Source organism: Streptomyces fradiae ATCC 10745 = DSM 40063 (genome assembly GCF_008704425.1).
GTDB lineage: Bacteria > Actinomycetota > Actinomycetes > Streptomycetales > Streptomycetaceae > Streptomyces > Streptomyces fradiae.
On the sequence record NZ_CP023696.1, the window covers coordinates 863,169 to 880,054 of the forward strand.

Genomic DNA, 16,886 nt, shown 5'->3' on the forward strand with positions numbered 1-16,886 from the left:
TGGATCCTCTCAGATCTTACTTTCAGGCAGGGTTCCTGATAGTTTACGCGCGGCGCGCCGGGCACGGGCCGGCCGCCGCGCGCACGGCAGACCGCAGATCGCGGATCGCAGACCGGGGAGGGCCCAGTGCAGTACAGCCGGGAGAGGGTGAAGCGGGCGCGGTACGCCGTGGCCGCCGTGTTCTGCGTGCACGGCGCGGTCACCGGCAGCTTCGCCACGCGCATCCCCTGGATCCAGGAGCACGCCGGGGTGAGTGCCGGGCAGCTCGGGCTCGCGCTGGCCTTCCCCGCGCTCGGCGCGTCGCTGGCCATGCCCCTCGCGGGCGCCGTCAGCCACCGGCTCGGGGCGCGGACGGCGCTGCGCTGGCTGCTCGCCCTGTGGACGATGTCGCTGGTGCTGCCGTCGCTGGCACCGAACGTCTACGGGCTGTGCGGCGCGCTCTTCGTCTACGGCGCCACGGCCGGGATGTCCGACGTGGCGATGAACGCGCTGGGCGTCGAGGTGGAGAACCGGCTCGGCCGCTCGATCATGTCCAGCCTGCACGGCATGTGGAGCGCCGGGGCGCTGATCGGCTCGGCGGCCGGCACGCTCGCCGCGCACCTGGGCGGCGACGCGCGCGTCCACCACCTGCTGGCGGCGGTGGTCCTCACGGTGCTGGGGCTGGTGTTCTGCCAGGGCGTGCTGGACCTGCGCAGCGCGCCGGACGAGGCCCCGCCGCCGCGCTTCGCGCTGCCGCCGCGCTCGGCGCTGGTCATCGGGGCGATCGGCTTCTGCGGGGTCTTCGCCGAGGGCGCCAGCCTCGACTGGTCGGCGGTCTACCTGAAGGACGAGCTCGGTTCGTCGGCGGGGGTCGCGGCCGCCTCGACGACGGCGTTCGCGCTGACGATGGCGGTGGCGCGGCTGGCCGGCGACCGGGTCGTGGACCGGTTCGGCGCGGTGCGCACCGTACGGGTCGGGGGCCTCGCGGCGACGGCGGGCGGCGTCCTGGTGGTGACCGCGCCGCACCCGGCGGTCGCCATGGCCGGTTTCGGTCTGCTGGGCCTCGGTGTGGCCGTCGTCGTGCCGCTGGCGTTCGCGGCGGCGGGCCGCAGCGGCCCCAACCCGAGCCAGGCCATCGCCGGTGTCGCCACGATCACGTACACCTCCGGGCTGATCGCCCCTTCGCTGATCGGCGGGCTGGCCGACCTGACCTCGCTGACCGTGTCGTTCGCGGTGGTGACGGCGCTGACGTTCGGGCTGGTGGCGGGGGCGGGCGTCCTGGCGCCGGGCCGCCGGGGCGTCGCCACCGCCGGGGCGGGCACGGGCACGGGCTCCGGTGCGGGTACGGATGCCGGCGCCGGAGGCACCGGGGCGGGCGGCGGCAAGGGCGCCTGACCGCCCCCGTGCGGGGGCGGCGAGCGCCCGGCCGCCCGGCGGGCGGCATCGTGACCGATCGGCGTCGGGACCGACCCGGCCCGTGGCCGACCCGGACCGCGAGCGCCCGCCGGACGGGCGCCGCGGCCGGCGGGCGGCCGGGCCCGGCAGCGGCCCGCCGGACGGGCGCCGCGCCCCCGTGGACCGCCCCGTACCATGTCGTTCGATTATTTCCGGCCGACCGGGCGCCGCACAGCCGCCCGCTCCACCCCGCCCGCCGGGCGGTGCGGCCGGCAGAGCCACTGAACTGCGGAACGACAGAACGGGAGCACCCACCCATGAACCTCGGCGTGCGCTGGACCCTGCACGGCGACGGGAGGACCCCCGCTCCCGGAGCCGTGGTGCGCCCCGACGAGCGGCTGTCGTGGCCGCGCACGGCCGGGCTCGGCGCCCAGCACGTGGTGGCCATGTTCGGCGCCTCCTTCGTGGCGCCCGTGCTCATGGGCCTCGACCCCAACCTGGCCATCATGATGTCGGGTGTCGCGACGATGGTGTTCCTCCTCGCGACGCGCGGCCGGGTGCCCAGCTACCTCGGCTGCTCCCTGTCGTTCGTGGGCGTCGCGGCGGCGATCCGGGCGTCCGGCGGCGACAGCTCCACCGTCACCGGGGCGGTCCTCGTCGTGGGCCTCGCCCTGTTCCTCGCCGGTCTGGCGGTGCGGCGCTTCGGGGCGCGGATCATCCACGCGGCGATGCCGCCCGTCGTGACCGGCGCGGTCGTGATGCTGATCGGCTTCAACCTGGCGCCGGTCACCGCGTCGACGTACTGGCCGCAGGACCAGTGGACCGCCCTGCTCGTCATGCTCTTCACCGGCCTGGCCGTGGTCTGCCTGCGCGGCTTCTGGTCGCGCGTGGCGATCTTCCTGGGGCTGGTCTTCGGATACGCCCTGTCCTGGCTCCTCGACCTGGCGTTCGGCAAGATCCACTCGCCGGTCGGCGGGGCGGAGGCGGTCGACCACTGGCGGCTCGACCTGTCGGGCGTGGCCAAGGCCGACTGGATCGGGCTGCCGTCGTTCCACGCGCCGAGCTTCGAGTGGTCGGCGATCCTGGTCGCCCTGCCGGTCGTCATCGCCCTCATCGCGGAGAACGCCGGCCATGTGAAGGCGGTCGGGGAGATGACCGGCGACCCGCTGGACGACCAGCTCGGCACGGCCATCGCCGCCGACGGCGCCGCGTCGGTGCTGTCCACGGCGGTGGGCGGCCCGCCGAACACGACGTACTCCGAGAACATCGGCGTCATGGCCGCGACCCGGGTCTACTCGACGGCGGCCTACTGGGCGGCCGCCTGCTTCGCCCTGCTGTTCGGCCTCTGCCCGAAGTTCGGCGCGGTCGTGGCGGCGATCCCCGGCGGTGTCCTCGGCGGCATCACGGTCATCCTGTACGGCATGATCGGGCTGCTCGGCGCGCAGATCTGGATCAACGCCGGGGTCGACCTGCGCAATCCGCTCAACCTGGTTCCGGCCGCCGCGGGCATCATCATCGGCGTCGGCGGCGTCAGCCTGAAGGTCACCGACTCCTTCGAGCTGGGCGGCATCGCGCTGGGCACGATCGTGGTGATCACCGGCTACCACGCCCTGCGCGCCTTCGCGCCCGCCCACCTGAAGAACCAGGAGCCGCTGCTGGACGCGGGCACCTCCGCGTACGACGAGGGCGTGGAGGGCACGGACGACGAGGGCACGCAGCGCGCCTCCGGCGGCACCCCGCCGGCCGCTTCCTGACCGCCCGGCCTGCCGCCCCGCACGGCGCCGGCCCGTCCCACGGCCACCGGGCCCGGACCTCCGCGGTGGAGGTCCGGGCCCGGTGGCGTGCGCGGGGAGGGCGGCCGGTGTCAGTCCTCCGGCAGCTCGACCGGGGCGATCTCGTCGAAGACGTCGCCCGGGCCCGGGTTGGACGGGTCGGTCCCGCCGCCCAGGTGGTGCATGACGCCCCACACGGCGTTGAGCGCGGTCTGCACGGCGCCCTCGGCCCAGCCGGCCGTCCACGAGATGTCGTCGCCGGCCAGGAAGATGCCGCGCTTGTCCTCGGGGAGCCGGTCCTGCATGAAGTGGGTGTACAGGCGGCGCTGGTAGCGGTAGTGGCCCGGCAGGTTGGCCTTGAAGGCGCCCATGAAGTAGGGCTCGTTCTCCCAGGAGACCGTCACCGGGTTGCCGATGATGTGCTTCCGGATGTCGACCTTCGGGTAGATCTCGCCGAGCGACTTCAGCATGACCTCCATCCGCTCGTTCGCGGACAGCGGCAGCCACTTCAGGCTGTCGTCGCACCAGGTGTAGGAGAGGCAGATGACGGCCGGCTTGTCCGGGCCGTTGTCCAGCAGGTACGTGCCGCGGGTCATCCGGTCGGTGAGCGTCATCGACATGACGTCCCGGCCGGTCTCCTCGTCCTTGTCCAGCCAGAAGGGCCGGTCGACCGGGACGAACAGCTTCGAGGACTCCATGTAGTGGGTGCGCTCGATCGCCGTCCAGTGGTCGATCGGGAAGAGCGAGTCATCGCAGTCGATCTTCGACAGCAGCATCCACGACTGGGCGGTGAAGATCGCCGCGCGGTAGGTGCGGATGTCGCCGTTCGCGTCGGTGACCGTGATGCGGTTGCCGGACGTGCGGTGCAGCCGGGTCACGGCCGGCTTGGGGTCGCCGCCGTGCAGGGACTTCAGGGAGGTGCCGAGCGGCCAGTGGACGATCTTCTGCGGCTCGCGCTCCCACAGCCGCAGCGGGAGCTGCTGGCTGCCGCCGACGATGCCCCGGTGGAAGTCGTCCGCCTCGGTGTAGACGACGCGCAGGATCTCCAGGATGGAGTTGGGGAAGTCGGTGTCCCAGCCGCCGGTGCCGAAGCCGACCTGGCCGAAGATCTCCCGGTGGCGGAACGACTTGAACGCCTCGGACTCGCACAGGAAGCCGTAGAAGGTCTGGTTGTCGAGCTTCTCGACGAGCTTCGCCCAGATCTCGCGGATGCGCGGCACGTCGCGCTCGCGCATCGCGCGGTTCATGTCGGAGAAGTCCGCGCCCTCCTCCAGGCACTTGCTCCACGCCTCGGCGACGTCCCGGTACACCTGGGGCAGGTCCGCGACGGTCTCCGCGTAGTGCGTCTCGCCCTTCAGGTCCACGACGGTGGACGGGGTGGACTCGGCGAGCGGGTTGGGGAACGGCTTCGTCTCCAGCCCGACCAGGTCGATGTAGTGCTGGAGGGCCGTGGAGGACGGCGGGAAGCGCATCGCGCCCAGCTCGCAGTTGAGCTCCGGGTCGCAGCCGTCGAAACCGACGGTGCGCAGCCGGCCGCCGAGCTGGTCGGCCTCGTACACGACGGGCTTGAGGCCCATCTTCATCAGCTCGTAGGCGGCGACGACGCCGGACAGGCCGCCGCCGATGACGGCGACCTCGGTGCCGTGCTCGGTGGCGGGCACCTGGCCGAGGCCGGCCGGGTGGGCCAGGAAGTCGTCGTACGCGTACGGGAAGTCCGGACCGAACATGGTGATCGGCGGCTGGGCGTCGGTGTGCTGGACGGCGGTGGGCACCGTGGACGTCATGGGGTGCGGACTCCTTGCACGGGTGGAGATGAGGGGGGTGCCGGGCGCGGGGGCTCCGGGCGGTACGGGCGGGGTGCGGCCGGACGGGGTCAGACCAGGCCCTCGTAGAGGGCGGGGCGGCGGTCGCCGAGGTACGGGTTCTCGGCCCGGGACCGCTTCAGGAGCTTTGGGTCGGCGTCGCCGGCGACCAGCTCCTCGCCGCGGCCGGCGCGGGCGCGGGCGGTGCCGTCGGGCCCCGCGAGCGCGGACAGGCCGACGAACTCGAAGTCGCCCTCCGGGCCGGTGCGGTTGGCGTACGCGATGTACAGCTGGTTCTCGAAGGCGCGGACCGGTACGACGGACTCGGCGACGATCTCGGCCGGGTGCATCAGCGCGGTCGGCACGAGGAGGAGGTCCGTGCCGGCCAGGGCGTGCGCCCGGACGTTCTCCGGGAACTCCACGTCGTAGCAGATCATGAGGCCGACCCGGAGGCCGCCGACCTCCGCCTGGACGACCGGCTGGTCGCCGGGGGTGAACCAGTCCCGCTCGAAGCCGCCGTACAGGTGGGTCTTGCGGTAGTTCGCCAGGAGGGTGCCGTCGGCGCCGACGAGCAGCGCCGCGTTGTAGACGGCGGCGCCGTCGCGCTCCGGGTAGCCGTAGGCGATCGCCAGGCCGTGGCGCACGGCGATGGCGGCGGCCTCGCGGGCGGCGGGGCCGTCGGCGGGCTCGGCGAGCCGGGCGACGCCCTCGCCGATCGCGTAGCCGGTGAGGAACAGCTCGGGGGCGACCAGCAGCCCCGCGCCGCCGGCCGCCGCGCGGGCGGCGGCCTCGTCGAGGAGCTTCAGGTTCGCGGCCACGTCACCGAGCTGTCCGGAGCTCTGGAGCAGGGCGGTGCGCAGCAGCGGCATGGGTGTACCTCGTCGGGTGCGGAACGGGAGGAGGGGATGCCAAAAAGGTACGGTCCGGGCTTCTCCCCGGACAAGGCGTGACCGTTGCGGACCGACCGTCCAAGCGTTGCGCGCTTGCGGGGGTCGGCGGCGATTCGTTGCGCGGCGGGTGCGGCCGGTGCGCCGGGGCCTGCCGGCGGCCGGGGGCACGGACCTGCCGGGGCGCGAGCGGTCGGCCGGGGCGGGCCGCGCGGGAGGCGGGGGCGCGGGCGGTGGGCCGGGGCGGGGGCGGTCGGCCGGGGCCGGCCGCGCGGGAGGCGGGGGCCGCACGGCGCCGTACGGGTCGGCACAGGGCGAAGACGGCCGCGGGCACCGGTGCGCCCGGCGGCGAGCCGCCGGCCGCGCCGGGGCGGTGGGGCACCGCCGGGCCGGGTCACGCCGGGGCGGCCCGGCGGGGGGCACGACGGGGGCGGTCCGCCGCGGCGGCGGGCGCGACGGGGTGGGCCCGTCCGCGTCGCCGGTCAGGCGGGTGAGCCGGAGGAGAAGCGGCGCAGGAGCGGGGAGAGCACCAGCACCGACTTGGTGCGCTCCACGAACGGCTCCCCCGCGATGCGTTCCAGGACGCGCTCGAAGTGGCGCATGTCGGACGCGAAGACCTGGACGATCGCGTCCGCCTCCCCGGTGACGGTGGAGGCGGACGCGATCTCCGGGTACCGCTCGAGACCGCGCTGGATGGTCTCGGGCGAGGTGTTGCCCCGTGCGTAGATCTCGATGAACCCCTCGGTCTCCCACCCGAGCGCCGCCGGGTCCACCCGGACGGTGAAGCCGGTGATGGCGCCCTCGGCCCGCAGCCGGTCCACGCGCCGCTTCACGGCCGGCGCGGACAGTCCCACCAGTGCGCCGATGTCGGCGTAGCTGCGGCGGGCGTCTTCGGCGAGGGCGTGGACGATGCGTTCGTCGAGGTCGTTCAGTCGCACGGGGCGTGGATCACTTCTCTGCTGTGGCCAGACGGGAGCGGCGCATGCCGTACAGGAAGTAGAACACGAGGCCCGCGGCCATCCAGAGTCCGAAGACCACCCAGGTGACCATGTCGAGGCTGTACATGCTGTAGCCGCAGAACAGGAAGCCGAGGATCGGGAACAGCGGGCCGAACGGCACCTTGAAGCTGCGCTCCAGCTCGGGCCGCTTGGCGCGCAGGACGACCACCGCGACGTTGACCAGCGCGAAGGCGAAGAGCGTGCCGATGCTGGTGGCGTTGACCAGCTCGCCGAGCGGGACGGCCGCGGCGAGGACGCCGCAGAACAGCGAGACGATCAGCGTGTTGTTGCGGGGCGTGCCCGTCTTCGGCTCCACCTTGGCGAAGACCTTCGGCACGAGGCCGTCGCGGGACATCGCGAAGAGGATGCGGGTCTGGCCGTAGAGCACGGTCAGGACGACGCTGGCGATGGAGATGACCGCGCCGGCGGCGAGCAGCGTGCCCCAGAAGCTCTGGCCGGTCACATCGTTCATGATCGCGGCGAGCGTGGCCTCGGAGCCCTCGAACTTCTTCCAGTCCCAGGCGCCGACGGCGACGGCCGCGACGAGGACGTACAGCCCGGTGACGATGACCAGCGACAGCATGATCGCGCGGGGCAGGTCGCGCTTGGGGTTCTTCGCCTCCTCGCCGGCCGTGGAGGCGGCGTCGAAGCCGATGTACGAGAAGAAGAGGATCGCTCCGGCCGCGCCGACGCTGGAGGCGCCGAGCGGCATGAAGTCGGAGTAGTTGCCCGACGAGAAGCCCACGAAGCCGACGGCGCAGAAGAGGACCAGCGCGGCGATCTTCACCACGACCATGATCGTGTTGGCGCGCGCGGACTCCTTGGCGCCGCCCAGCAGGAAGAGCATCGCGAGGACGACGACGATCAGCGCGGGCAGGTTGAATATGCCGCCCTCGCCGGGGGGCGCGGAGAGCGCGTCGGGGAGGGTGACGCCGATCGTGCCGTCGAGCAGCTCGTTGAGGTAGTCGCCCCAGCCGACGGCCACGGCGGCGACGGACACGCCGTACTCCAGGAGCAGGCACCAGCCGCAGACCCAGGCGACGAGTTCACCCATCGTTGCGTACGCGTACGAGTACGAGGAACCGGCGACCGGGATCGTGCCGGCCAGCTCCGCGTAGGAGAGCGCCGAGAACAGCGCCGTCAGGCCCGCGAAGACGAACGCGAGGGTCACGGCGGGACCCGCCAGCGGAACGGCTTCGCCGAGGACGACGAAGATGCCCGTGCCGAGGGTGGCCCCGATGCTGATCATGGTCAGCTGCCACATGGACAGCGAGCGGCGGAGCGAGCCGCCCTCACCCTGCCCACCCTCCGCGACCAGGTCTTCCACCGGCTTGCGACGGCCGAGGGCGGAGAGCGCGGAGGGTCCGGCGGTCTTCGGGGCAGAGGGCTCGGCGGCCGGTGGGGCTGCGCCTTGGTCGAGCACTGCGGGGCTCCTTCATCGCTGCGGGTCGGGGGGTACTGCGGAGACCGGCGGCGGTGCGCGGGCAGCGGGAGCCCACGGGGAACCCACGAGGGGAGGGGGGAACCGCCGAGCCGGCGGTCACCGCCACTCCAGGTACGGGCCCTGAGCCTACGGGGAGAGCTTCGCATTCTGAAATGCAGCGTTGTTGCGCATCGGCGGATGATCATTGCGCGCTTCGGGCGCGGACGGGGAAACATTGCGCTCTGCCGCATGAATCGACATATTGGGGCGTTCGGCGGCGGAATCTGCGGTCAGGCGTACGGAAGGCGTGGGAGACCCCCGAAGCGGGCACGGGAGAGGCCCGGAACGGGGGCGGACCGAGCCCCGCGCCCGGCCCGCCCGCCCGCCCGCGTCGACGGGCGGGACGCGGCGGACGGCTGGGGGGGGGAGGGCGTGACCTGCCGCGCGGGGGCGGGTACGCGGGGCGGGCGGTGGTGCGCGGGCGGGGCCGGGCGAAGGACCCGACGAGGGCCCGGGTGCGGGTCCGGGTCCGGGTCTGCCCGGCGGGGGCCTGTCCGGCGGCGGGGGTCTGTGGGGCGGTGGCCCTGCGACGGTGGGATACGGCGGCGGACGACGGGCTCGGCGGACTCGGCGGACTCGGCGGACTGGCGGACTGGCGGACTCGGTGGACTCGACGGATGAGAACGGACGGCGGATGACGGCTTCGGAGGACGGCGGGCCGATGGCGGCGGGCGGCGGGATCGAGGCCGATCCAGCGGCCGGGCAGGAGACCGCGGCCGGGCAGGGGGCCGGGGCCGGGCAGGAGGCCGTGCCCGGGCAGGAGACCGCGGCCGGGCAGGGGGCCGGGGGCGGGCAGGAGGCCGTGCCCGGGGGCGGGTCGGGGGCCGGGGCCGGGCGGGAGCCGCGGGAGGGGGCCGGCGGGTGGTGCGATCCCGGGCCCTACCTGCGCGGGGTCGCCTGGTGGGACGGTCCCCGGCCGGTGCGGGTGGACCCGTCGGTCGTGGGCGTGCTGCCGTGGGAGCTGGTGGAGCGGGCCGCGCTGCCGGTCGGTGTCCGGCTGGAGCTGACCGCCGCACCGGGGACACGGGCCGTGGAGCTCCGCTACCGGGCGCGGGTGCCCGGACGGGAGGACGGCGGGCCGTCCGTACCGCCGCACCTCTTCGCACTGTGGCGGGACGGGCGGCCCGCCGGGGAGGCGTACGGCGCCCCGGCCGCCGGCGGGGAGGCCGCGGCGGTACTGGACCTGCCCCGGCCGGAGCGGCCGGACGAGGTGTTCACGGTGTACCTGCCCGAGGCCGCCGCGCCCCTGGTCCTGGCGGTGCGCGGGGTGGGCGGCGGGGTCGCGCCGGCGCCGCGGCGGGCGCGCTGGGCCGTGTACGGCGACTCCATCACGGAGGGCTGGTGGGCCACCCGCCCCGCGCACGCCTGGCCGGCCGCCGCCGGGCGGGCGCTGGGCCTGGACCCGGTGAACCTGGGCTACGCCGGCACGGGCCGGGGCGAGCTGCCCGTCGCCCGGCAGCTCGCCGCCCTGCCCGCCGCGCTGATCACGCTGGCGTTCGGCACGAACTGCTGGGAGCCCGTGCCGACGACCCCGGCCCGCCTGTACGCGCTGACGCGCGCGTTCGCCGGGACGGTCCGCACCGGCCACCCGCGCACACCGCTGCTGGTCGTCTCCCCGCTGCTGCGCCCCGCCGCGGAGGCGGCGCCGAACGGCGCGGGGGCGACGCTGGCCGAGCTGCGCGCGGCGCTGGAGGAGGCCGTACGGGACCTGCGCGCCGCCGGGGACGACCGCCTCTTCCTGCTGCCGGGGCACCCGCTGCTGGACCCCGGGCACCTGTGGGACGGGCTGCACCCGAACGACGCGGGGCACGCGCGGCTCGCGGCGGCGGTCGTGGACGCCGTATGGACCCACGTGCGGCCACGGCCGTAGGAGGCGGCGACCGGCCCACCACCGCCGGCCGGAGCCCCCACCGGCCGGAGCCACCCCCGGCCCGCTGGGGCACCCGCCCGCGCCCGCCGTACGGCGACCGGGCGACACCGCGGCATGCCCCGCCCGCGCGCGGGTAGGGGCGCTCGCGGAGCGCCGCGGCAGGCGTGCGGGCGAGGACCGGTTCGCGCCGGCGCAGCGGCGGACCCTACGATTCCGACTGCGTTGTACGAAGGCAGAGGGAACCGGCCAAGTGACCTGCCGAACCGACGTGTTGGCGGCGAGTGGCCCGGCAGCCCCCGCCGCCGAGTGCGAGAGGTACGTGTGAACACCAGCGAATCGAGTGTGCGTGACCGCCTCTGCGAGGCCCTGCGCGACCGGGAGGCGGAGATCGCGGACCGCTGGGTCCGCCTCCAGCTCGAACAGGCCGTGCTCAGCACGGACATGAGCGAGCAGGAGGTGCGCGAGGAGGCCGACCTGCTGATCTCCGCGCTGGCCGCGGGGCTCGCCGGCGACGTGCCGGTGGAGCGGCTGGTGACCTCGCGGAACGACCTGCGGCGCGCGGTCATAGAGCTGTCCCTGCGCAGGGCGCGCGCGGGCGCGTCGCCGACGGCCACCTCGCTCGCCGTCCTGTCGCTGAAGGAGGCGCTGCTGACGGCGGTCCAGCACACCACCCGCGACTCGGCGGAGCTGTTCTCGGCGGCGATCCTCATCAACCGGCTGCTCGACGCGGCCGGGGTGCTGTCCTTCGAGACGTACGTGGAGGGCCGCGAGGAGCTGATCCAGCGGCAGAGCCGGCAGCTCCTGGAGGTCTCCACGCCCGTGGTGCGCCTGTGGCGGCACGTGCTGGCGGTCCCGCTCATCGGGACGCTGGACACGGCGCGGACGCAGGTCGTCATGGAGAGCCTGCTCCAGGCGATCGAGGACAACGAGGCGCAGGTCGCGATCATCGACATCACCGGCGTCCCGGCGGTCGACACGGCGGTGGCCCAGCATCTGATGCACACGGTCAACGCGGTCCGGCTGATGGGCGCCGACTGCGTGATCAGCGGCATCCGCCCGCCGATCGCGCAGACCATCGCGCAGCTCGGCATCGACCTGTCGACGATCCTGACGCGGGCGACCCTCGCGGACGCGCTGGCGGCCGCCGTCCGCCTCACCGACCAGCCCGCCGTCGACACGGGCGCCCGCGCTCCCGCCGACCGGCCGGTGACCGCGTGACGCCGCCGCGCCCGACGGGCGTGCCCATCCTGAGGCTGGGCGACGTGCTGGTCACCGGCCTGCTGAACGAGCTGGACGACACCTCGGCGCTGGCCTTCACCGCCGAGCTGACCGAGCGCATCGCGGCGGACGGGGCCCGCGGTGTGCTCATCGACATCTCCCGGCTGGAGGTCATCGACTCGTTCGTCGCCCGCACGCTCACGGAGCTGACCACCATGGCGCGGCTGCTGGGCGCACGGGTGATCGTCGCCGGGATGCGCCCGGCCGTGGCGATCACCCTGGTGGAGCTGGGGCTGCGGCTGACCGGGGTGGAGACGGCGCTCAACGCCGAGCAGGGGCTGACCGCCCTGGGCTGGCAGCGCATGCCGCGCCCGCCCGGTCCGCTCGCCGAGGGGCGCCCATGACGCCCCGCGACGCCCTGGCGGCGAGCGCACCGGCGGCGGGGCCGGCGCCCGCTGCCCTTCCGTACCCCTGCGCGACGGGGGCTCCGTACCAGGACGCCGGTCCGTACCCGGACGCGGGCGCGCACCCGGACGCCGCTCCGGCCGCCGCGCACCCGGACGCCGGTCCGTACCGCGAGTACCGCGGCGGGGGCGCCGTCCCGGACGCCTGCGCCGCCGGCACCGACACCGACGATGCCGGTGCGGACCCCGCCCGGTGCTCCCGGTACGAGGTGCGGTCCGAGGAGGACCTGCTGACCGTCCGGCACGCGGTGCGGGCGGCGACGGTCGAGGCCGGCTTCGGGATCGTGGACCAGACCCGGATCGTCACCGCCGCGAGCGAACTGGCCCGCAACGCCTACGTCCACGGCGGCGGCGGAACGCTGGAGGTGCGGCTCTTCCCGCCGGGCGGGCGGCGCGGCCTGCGCCTGACCGTCCGCGACGAGGGCCCCGGCATCCCCGACGTGGAGGCGGCGCTCCGGGACGGCTTCACCACGGGCAGCGGTCTCGGCCACGGCCTGGGCGGCGCCCGCAGGCTGATGCACGACTTCCGGGTCCGCACGGCGCCGGGGAAGGGGACGACCGTGGTGGTGACGCGGTGGAACGACCGTTGACGGCGGTCACCGTGCTGGTCCCCGCGCACGACCGGGACGCCGCCGGGACGGCCGCCCGCGCCGCGCGCCGCGCCGCCTCGGAGCTGGGCCTCGCGGGACCGAGGGCGGAGCGGACGGCCGAGTGCGCCGGGGAGCTGGCGCGCGCCCTGGCGGCCCGCGCCGAGCGGGGCGCGGTGTACGTCCAGCCGTCGCCGCTGGGCCGCGGGCTGGACGTCGCCGCCATCGGCTCGGCGCTCCCGGAGGACGGCGGCGCCGGGGCGGAGCGCTGGCCGGACGGCGCCCGCGCGGGCGGTCCGGGCGGCACGCTGCTGGAGGCCCTGCGGGAGCTCGCCGACGACCTGGTCGTGCGGGGCACGCCGGGGCGCGGCACGGCCGTGTGCGCCCGCTGGCGTGCGTCCGGTGTGCCGGGGCGCCCCCCTGGGCCGGGTGCGCGGGAGGCGGTGGCCGGACCGGACGTGGGCGCGCTGCGCCTGCCCGTGGACGGCGAGTCGTCGTGCGGTGACGCCTGGGCGGTGGCGGCCGTTCCGGCGGCGGGTCCGGCCGATGACGGGATCGCGGGGCCGCCCGGCGCCGGGGCCGGGCCCTCGCTCGCCGCGCCGCCGGGTGCCGGTGCCGGGCCGGCGTGCGGGGACGGCAGGGCTGCCGGTGGCGGCCCGGCGGCCGGGAACGCACCGGCGGGCAGGTCCGGGGCCCGGCCGGACGCGGCCACGGCCGCGGTCACCGCCATGGTCGTGGACGGCCTGGGCCACGGCCCGGCCGCCGCGCACGCCGCCGACCTCGCCGTACGGGCGTTCCACGACTCCCCCGCCCTGCCGCTGCCCCGTCTGATGACCGCCGTCCACCAGGCGCTGCGCGGCACCCGCGGCGCGGCGGTCGGCCTGCTGCGTCGGTCCGCCGACGGCTCGGTCGAGCACTGCTCCGTCGGCAACGTACGGGCGTACGTCCTGGGGCGGGACGGGGTGCGCCACCGGTTCGGCGCGCAGCCGGGCGTGGTCGGCTGGAACATGCCGCCCCCGGCCGCGCAGCGGCTGCCGGACGCGCTCGACGGCACGCTGCTGCTGCACAGCGACGGCGTGGACGGCCGGTGGGCCCACTCCCCCGGCCCCGGCCTGACCGGCCTGCCCGCCCCCCTGCTCCCCGTCGTACTGGCCCACGCCCACCGGGCGGCGCGCGACGACGTCACCGCGCTGGCCGTGGCCCCGGCCCGGAGAACACCATGAGAGCCCAGAGCACCACCCACCACTGTCTGGACGAGCTGCGCACGGCACTGCGCAGGGCGGCGTACGGGGCCGGCCTCGACCCCGAGCTGCGCTCCCGCCTGGTGCTGTCCGTGACCCGGCTCGCCGCACCGGACCTGGCCGCCGGCAGGCCCGTGTCCCTGGAGTTCCTGCCGTCCCGCACGGCGGCGTCGCGGGACCCGGCGGCCCCGCCGGCCGCCGCGGAACCGGGCGCCGCGGAACCGGCCGTCGTGCCGCCGCAGCGGGGTGACACGGCGCCCGGGGACGCCTCCCTGACCGTACGGCTGTCCCTGACAGGCGGCGGCACACCCGCCGGACTGGACCAGCTGCCCCTGCCCGCCCGCCCCGCACCGCCCTCCGGGGCCGTCTGGAGCCTCCCCCGGCCGGACCCCGCCCCCCGGGCCCCCGGAGGCGGTGAGCAGGGCGGGAAAGGAGGCGCGCCCGACCCGGTGGCGCTCGCGGAGGAGGAGGCCGCCGCGCTCGCGGACCGGCTGGACCGCCTCTCCCGCGAGCACCGGCGGCTCAAGGACGAGCTGGCCGAGACCAACAGCGGCGTCCTCGCCCTCTACGTCCAGCTGGAGGAGCGCGACGAGCAGCTCCGCCAGGCGCACGGCCGGATGCTGCGCCAGCTCGAGGACGCGCTGCGCCCGCCGCCCGTCCGGGTGCCCGGACTGGAGATGGCCGTGCGGTACGAGCCGGCCGAGAGCCACGCGCCGACCGGCGGCGACCTGTACGACTGGTTCGCGCTGCCCGACGGCACGGTGCACATCACGATCGTGGACGCGCTCGGCCACGGCCTCACCAGCACCCGCGGCGCCCTCAGCGTCACCCACGCCGTCCGCACACTGGCGCTGGAGGGCCATGAGCTGCGGACGCTGGTCGCCCGCGCCGCCCGCGCGCTCGCCGGCCTCGACGAGGAGCTGATGGCGAGCGTGCAGGTGGTGCGGATCGATCCGCGCACCGGCCGGCTGAGCCTCGCCAACGGCAGTCACCCCCCGGCCCTGCTGGTGCGGCGCGACGGGGCGACCCGCTTCCTGGAGGCACCCGGCCGGGGCGTCGGCTTCCCCCTGCCGGGCAGCGAGGCGGTGCTGCGGGACCGGCTCGATCCGGGCGACCTGCTGGTGCTGTACACGGACGGCCTCACGGAGAGCCGCCGCGACCCGCGCGAGGGCGAGCTGCGCCTCGCCCGGGCCGCGCGGCGCCACCGCGGGCTGCCCATGGACCGGGTGCCGGGCGCCATCGCGGAGGAGATGCACACCGTGATCCTCCATCCGGACGACACGGTGGCCCTGGCGGTGCGGCGCACCGGAGAGCTGTCGTGAAGCCCCGGTGAGCGGGTACGCGATGCGGGGAAGGAGGCGTCCGTGCTTGTTCTCGACTCACGTACCGTCGACAGCGCCGAGGTCAGGGAGACCGTCAGCGGCTTCGTAGCCGAGCGCTGCCCCTGGGCCGACCTGAACGCCGTGCGCCTGGTGGTCACCGAACTGCTGGCGAACGCGCTCCACCACACCGAGGGCGGATGGCGGCTGCGGCTGCACGCGCGGGATCACCGGCTCACACTGGAGCTGGACGACGCGAGCACCGAGCCGCCCTCCGCCCGGCAACCGGACTTCGCCGGAGGCGGCGGGTTCGGCTGGCGGCTGGTGGAGCAGCTCGCCGACCGGGTGGACGTCCGCCCTCGCCCGGCCGGCAAGACCGTGCGGGCGGAGTGGTGGGTACCGACGGAGCGGCAGGCGGCATAGCACCGCCGACGGGCTCCAGGCCCCGTTTCCGACCGCCCTCGTGCCGAGCCGTCCCCCGACGCGGGTTCCGGCCCGGCACGAGGGCGGAACCGTGCACGAGGGCGGAACCGGGCCCGAGCACAGTCGGGCACCCCGCCCGCACGCCCACCCCCGACGAATGCCGGACACCCCCCTGCACCGCGCGTGGAGCCGAAGGGGCGCGCGGGTGCCGAGACGACATCCGCGCGCAGCGCCCGACGAAGGAGGGCCGAGCACGGAGGGCGGCTCGGCACCCGCTCACAGCGCCCCGGAGGCGCAACGCGCCGAAGGAGGGGGGTCGGCTCGGCACCCGCTCACAGCGCCCCGGAGGCGCAACGCGCCGAAAAGGAGGGGAGTCGGCGCAACGCGCCTCAAAGAAAGTCAGTCCTCGCGGAGCATGCCCTCGCGCATCCGCTTCGTCATCCGGGCCAGCAGCCGGGAGACGTGCATCTGCGAGACGCCGAGCCGCTCACCGATCTCGGCCTGCGTCAGCTCCTCGCCGAACCGCATCCGCAGGATGGCCCTGTCGCGCTCGTCGAGCTGCGCCAGGAGCGGCTTGAGCGCCTGGACGTCCTCGGTGAGCCGCATGTCGCGGTCCTCCTCGCCGATCATGTCGGCGAGCGTGGCCGAGGCGGGCTCGCCCGACTCGTCGAGGGGCATGTCGAGCGACGCCGCGGTGTAGCCGTTGGCGGCCACCAGTCCCTCGATCACCTCGTCCTCGGTGAGGCCGAGGTGGTCGGCGAGCTCCGCCGCCGTCGGGGACCGGTCGAGCCGCTGGAACAGCTCGTCGGTCGCGCGGGCGATGTCGATCCGCAGCTCCTGGAGCCTGCGGGGGACGTGCACGGACCAGCTCGTGTCCCGGAAGAAGCGCTTGATCTCGCCGACCACGCAGGGCATCGCGAAGGTCGCGAACTCGACCTCGCGGCTCAGCTCGAACCGGTCGATGGCCTTGATCAGCCCGATCGTGCCGACCTGGACGATGTCCTCCATCTGGTCGGAGCGGCTGCGGAAGCGCGCGGCCGCGTACTTGACCAGGGACAGGTTCAGCTCGATGAGCGTGTTCCGGACGTACTGGTACTCCTCGGTCCCCTCCTCCAGGACCGCGAGGCGCGCGAAGAACTGCTTCGAGAGCTCCTTGGCGTCCCGGGGTGCGACCTCGGTCGGGTCGGGGACCCGCGGCAGCGGGGTCGCAGGCGCGGGTGCCGTCGTCTCCGTCGGGGTCGTGATCGCCGTGGACACGTTGCTCTCCCTTCGTCTCGGCATTGCCGGAAGCGCGTCTACCCCCGCGCGCCCGGGACATGCATCCCGTTTTCCCGCCTCCCTGCGGGGCCGCGGACGCCCGCCGTACGAGCGTCCCGCCGCACCCGCGCCCCGCAGGGCCTCCCCGCCCCCGGCCCGCGCACGCGGGTGCGGGGGGCCGGGGGCGGGGT

Annotated in this window: 14 protein-coding genes; 9 read left to right on the forward strand and 5 right to left on the reverse strand. The window is 75.4% G+C overall.

The window, feature by feature from the left end; genetic code table 11:
• Nucleotides 1–126: 126 nt before the first annotated feature.
• Both CP974_RS03665 and CP974_RS03670 read left to right on the forward strand, forming a co-directional pair.
• Nucleotides 127–1,374, forward strand: coding sequence for an MFS transporter (locus CP974_RS03665; RefSeq protein ID WP_037940250.1), 1,248 nt, complete (start codon nt 127–129; stop codon nt 1,372–1,374).
• Between the two features lie 317 nt (nt 1,375–1,691).
• Nucleotides 1,692–3,128, forward strand: a complete 1,437-nt coding sequence (locus CP974_RS03670; RefSeq protein WP_031136469.1) for a uracil-xanthine permease family protein — start codon at nt 1,692–1,694, stop codon at nt 3,126–3,128.
• Nucleotides 3,129–3,238: 110 nt separating this feature from the next.
• Here CP974_RS03670 and CP974_RS03675 read toward each other — a convergent pair whose 3' ends face one another.
• The 4 genes from CP974_RS03675 to CP974_RS03690 form a co-directional block, all read right to left on the reverse strand.
• A complete protein-coding gene (locus CP974_RS03675) occupies nt 3,239–4,930 on the reverse strand; it encodes a flavin monoamine oxidase family protein (protein ID WP_031136467.1) in 1,692 nt (563 codons plus the stop codon).
• A gap of 89 nt (nt 4,931–5,019) precedes the next feature.
• Nucleotides 5,020–5,817: a carbon-nitrogen hydrolase family protein gene (locus tag CP974_RS03680; protein WP_031136465.1), complete on the reverse strand. Its 798-nt coding sequence runs from the start codon at nt 5,815–5,817 to the stop codon at nt 5,020–5,022.
• Between the two features lie 500 nt (nt 5,818–6,317).
• Nucleotides 6,318–6,773 (reverse strand): Lrp/AsnC family transcriptional regulator, encoded by a 456-nt coding sequence (locus tag CP974_RS03685; RefSeq protein WP_031136981.1) that lies wholly within the window; start codon nt 6,771–6,773, stop codon nt 6,318–6,320.
• 10 nt (nt 6,774–6,783) lie between these two features.
• Nucleotides 6,784–8,256, reverse strand: a complete 1,473-nt coding sequence (locus tag CP974_RS03690) for an amino acid permease (protein WP_031136979.1) — start codon at nt 8,254–8,256, stop codon at nt 6,784–6,786.
• A 694-nt stretch (nt 8,257–8,950) separates the two neighbouring features.
• On the opposite strand from CP974_RS03690, the gene CP974_RS03695 reads away from it, so the two are divergent.
• The 7 genes from CP974_RS03695 (at nt 8,951) to CP974_RS03725 (ending at nt 15,438) form a co-directional block, all read left to right on the forward strand.
• Nucleotides 8,951–10,186 carry a GDSL-type esterase/lipase family protein gene (locus CP974_RS03695; RefSeq protein ID WP_223844542.1) on the forward strand — a complete coding sequence of 412 codons (1,236 nt, stop codon included), beginning with the start codon at nt 8,951–8,953 and terminating at the stop codon, nt 10,184–10,186.
• A gap of 321 nt (nt 10,187–10,507) precedes the next feature.
• On the forward strand, nt 10,508–11,404 hold the full coding sequence (locus CP974_RS03700) for an STAS domain-containing protein (RefSeq protein WP_031134137.1): 897 nt from the start codon (nt 10,508–10,510) through the stop codon (nt 11,402–11,404).
• The gene (locus CP974_RS03705) at nt 11,401–11,808 is read left to right on the forward strand and encodes an STAS domain-containing protein (RefSeq protein ID WP_031134140.1); all 408 of its coding nucleotides are present in this window, start codon (nt 11,401–11,403) and stop codon (nt 11,806–11,808) included. Before CP974_RS03700 ends, CP974_RS03705 begins: the two co-directional genes overlap by 4 nt.
• Nucleotides 11,805–12,458 carry an anti-sigma regulatory factor gene (locus CP974_RS30925; protein ID WP_373276758.1) on the forward strand — a complete coding sequence of 218 codons (654 nt, stop codon included), beginning with the start codon at nt 11,805–11,807 and terminating at the stop codon, nt 12,456–12,458. Before CP974_RS03705 ends, CP974_RS30925 begins: the two co-directional genes overlap by 4 nt.
• Nucleotides 12,443–13,678, forward strand: coding sequence for a hypothetical protein (locus CP974_RS03715; protein ID WP_140160876.1), 1,236 nt, complete (start codon nt 12,443–12,445; stop codon nt 13,676–13,678). The genes CP974_RS30925 and CP974_RS03715 overlap by 16 nt, the downstream gene beginning before the upstream one ends.
• Nucleotides 13,675–15,018, forward strand: a complete 1,344-nt coding sequence (locus CP974_RS03720) for a PP2C family protein-serine/threonine phosphatase (RefSeq protein WP_037938615.1) — start codon at nt 13,675–13,677, stop codon at nt 15,016–15,018. Before CP974_RS03715 ends, CP974_RS03720 begins: the two co-directional genes overlap by 4 nt.
• A 42-nt stretch (nt 15,019–15,060) precedes the next feature.
• Entirely contained in the window at nt 15,061–15,438 is a 378-nt protein-coding gene (locus CP974_RS03725) for an ATP-binding protein (RefSeq protein WP_031134145.1), read from the forward strand.
• Between the two features lie 399 nt (nt 15,439–15,837).
• On the opposite strand, the gene CP974_RS03730 is transcribed toward CP974_RS03725, so the two are convergent.
• On the reverse strand, nt 15,838–16,695 hold the full coding sequence (locus tag CP974_RS03730; protein ID WP_031131283.1) for an RNA polymerase sigma factor SigF: 858 nt from the start codon (nt 16,693–16,695) through the stop codon (nt 15,838–15,840).
• Nucleotides 16,696–16,886: the final 191 nt, after the last annotated feature.

Excerpts from the sequence above, each read along its gene's own strand:
- CP974_RS03670 (WP_031136469.1), top strand. The coding sequence starts at position 1,692 with ATGAACCTCGGCGTGCGCTGGACCCTGCACGGCGACGGGAGGACCCCC.
- CP974_RS03675 (WP_031136467.1), bottom strand. The coding sequence starts at position 4,930 with ATGACGTCCACGGTGCCCACCGCCGTCCAGCACACCGACGCCCAGCCG.
- CP974_RS03680 (WP_031136465.1), bottom strand. The coding sequence starts at position 5,817 with ATGCCGCTGCTGCGCACCGCCCTGCTCCAGAGCTCCGGACAGCTCGGT.
- CP974_RS03695 (WP_223844542.1), top strand. The coding sequence starts at position 8,951 with ATGACGGCTTCGGAGGACGGCGGGCCGATGGCGGCGGGCGGCGGGATC.
- CP974_RS30925 (WP_373276758.1), top strand. The coding sequence starts at position 11,805 with ATGACGCCCCGCGACGCCCTGGCGGCGAGCGCACCGGCGGCGGGGCCG.
- CP974_RS03720 (WP_037938615.1), top strand. The coding sequence starts at position 13,675 with ATGAGAGCCCAGAGCACCACCCACCACTGTCTGGACGAGCTGCGCACG.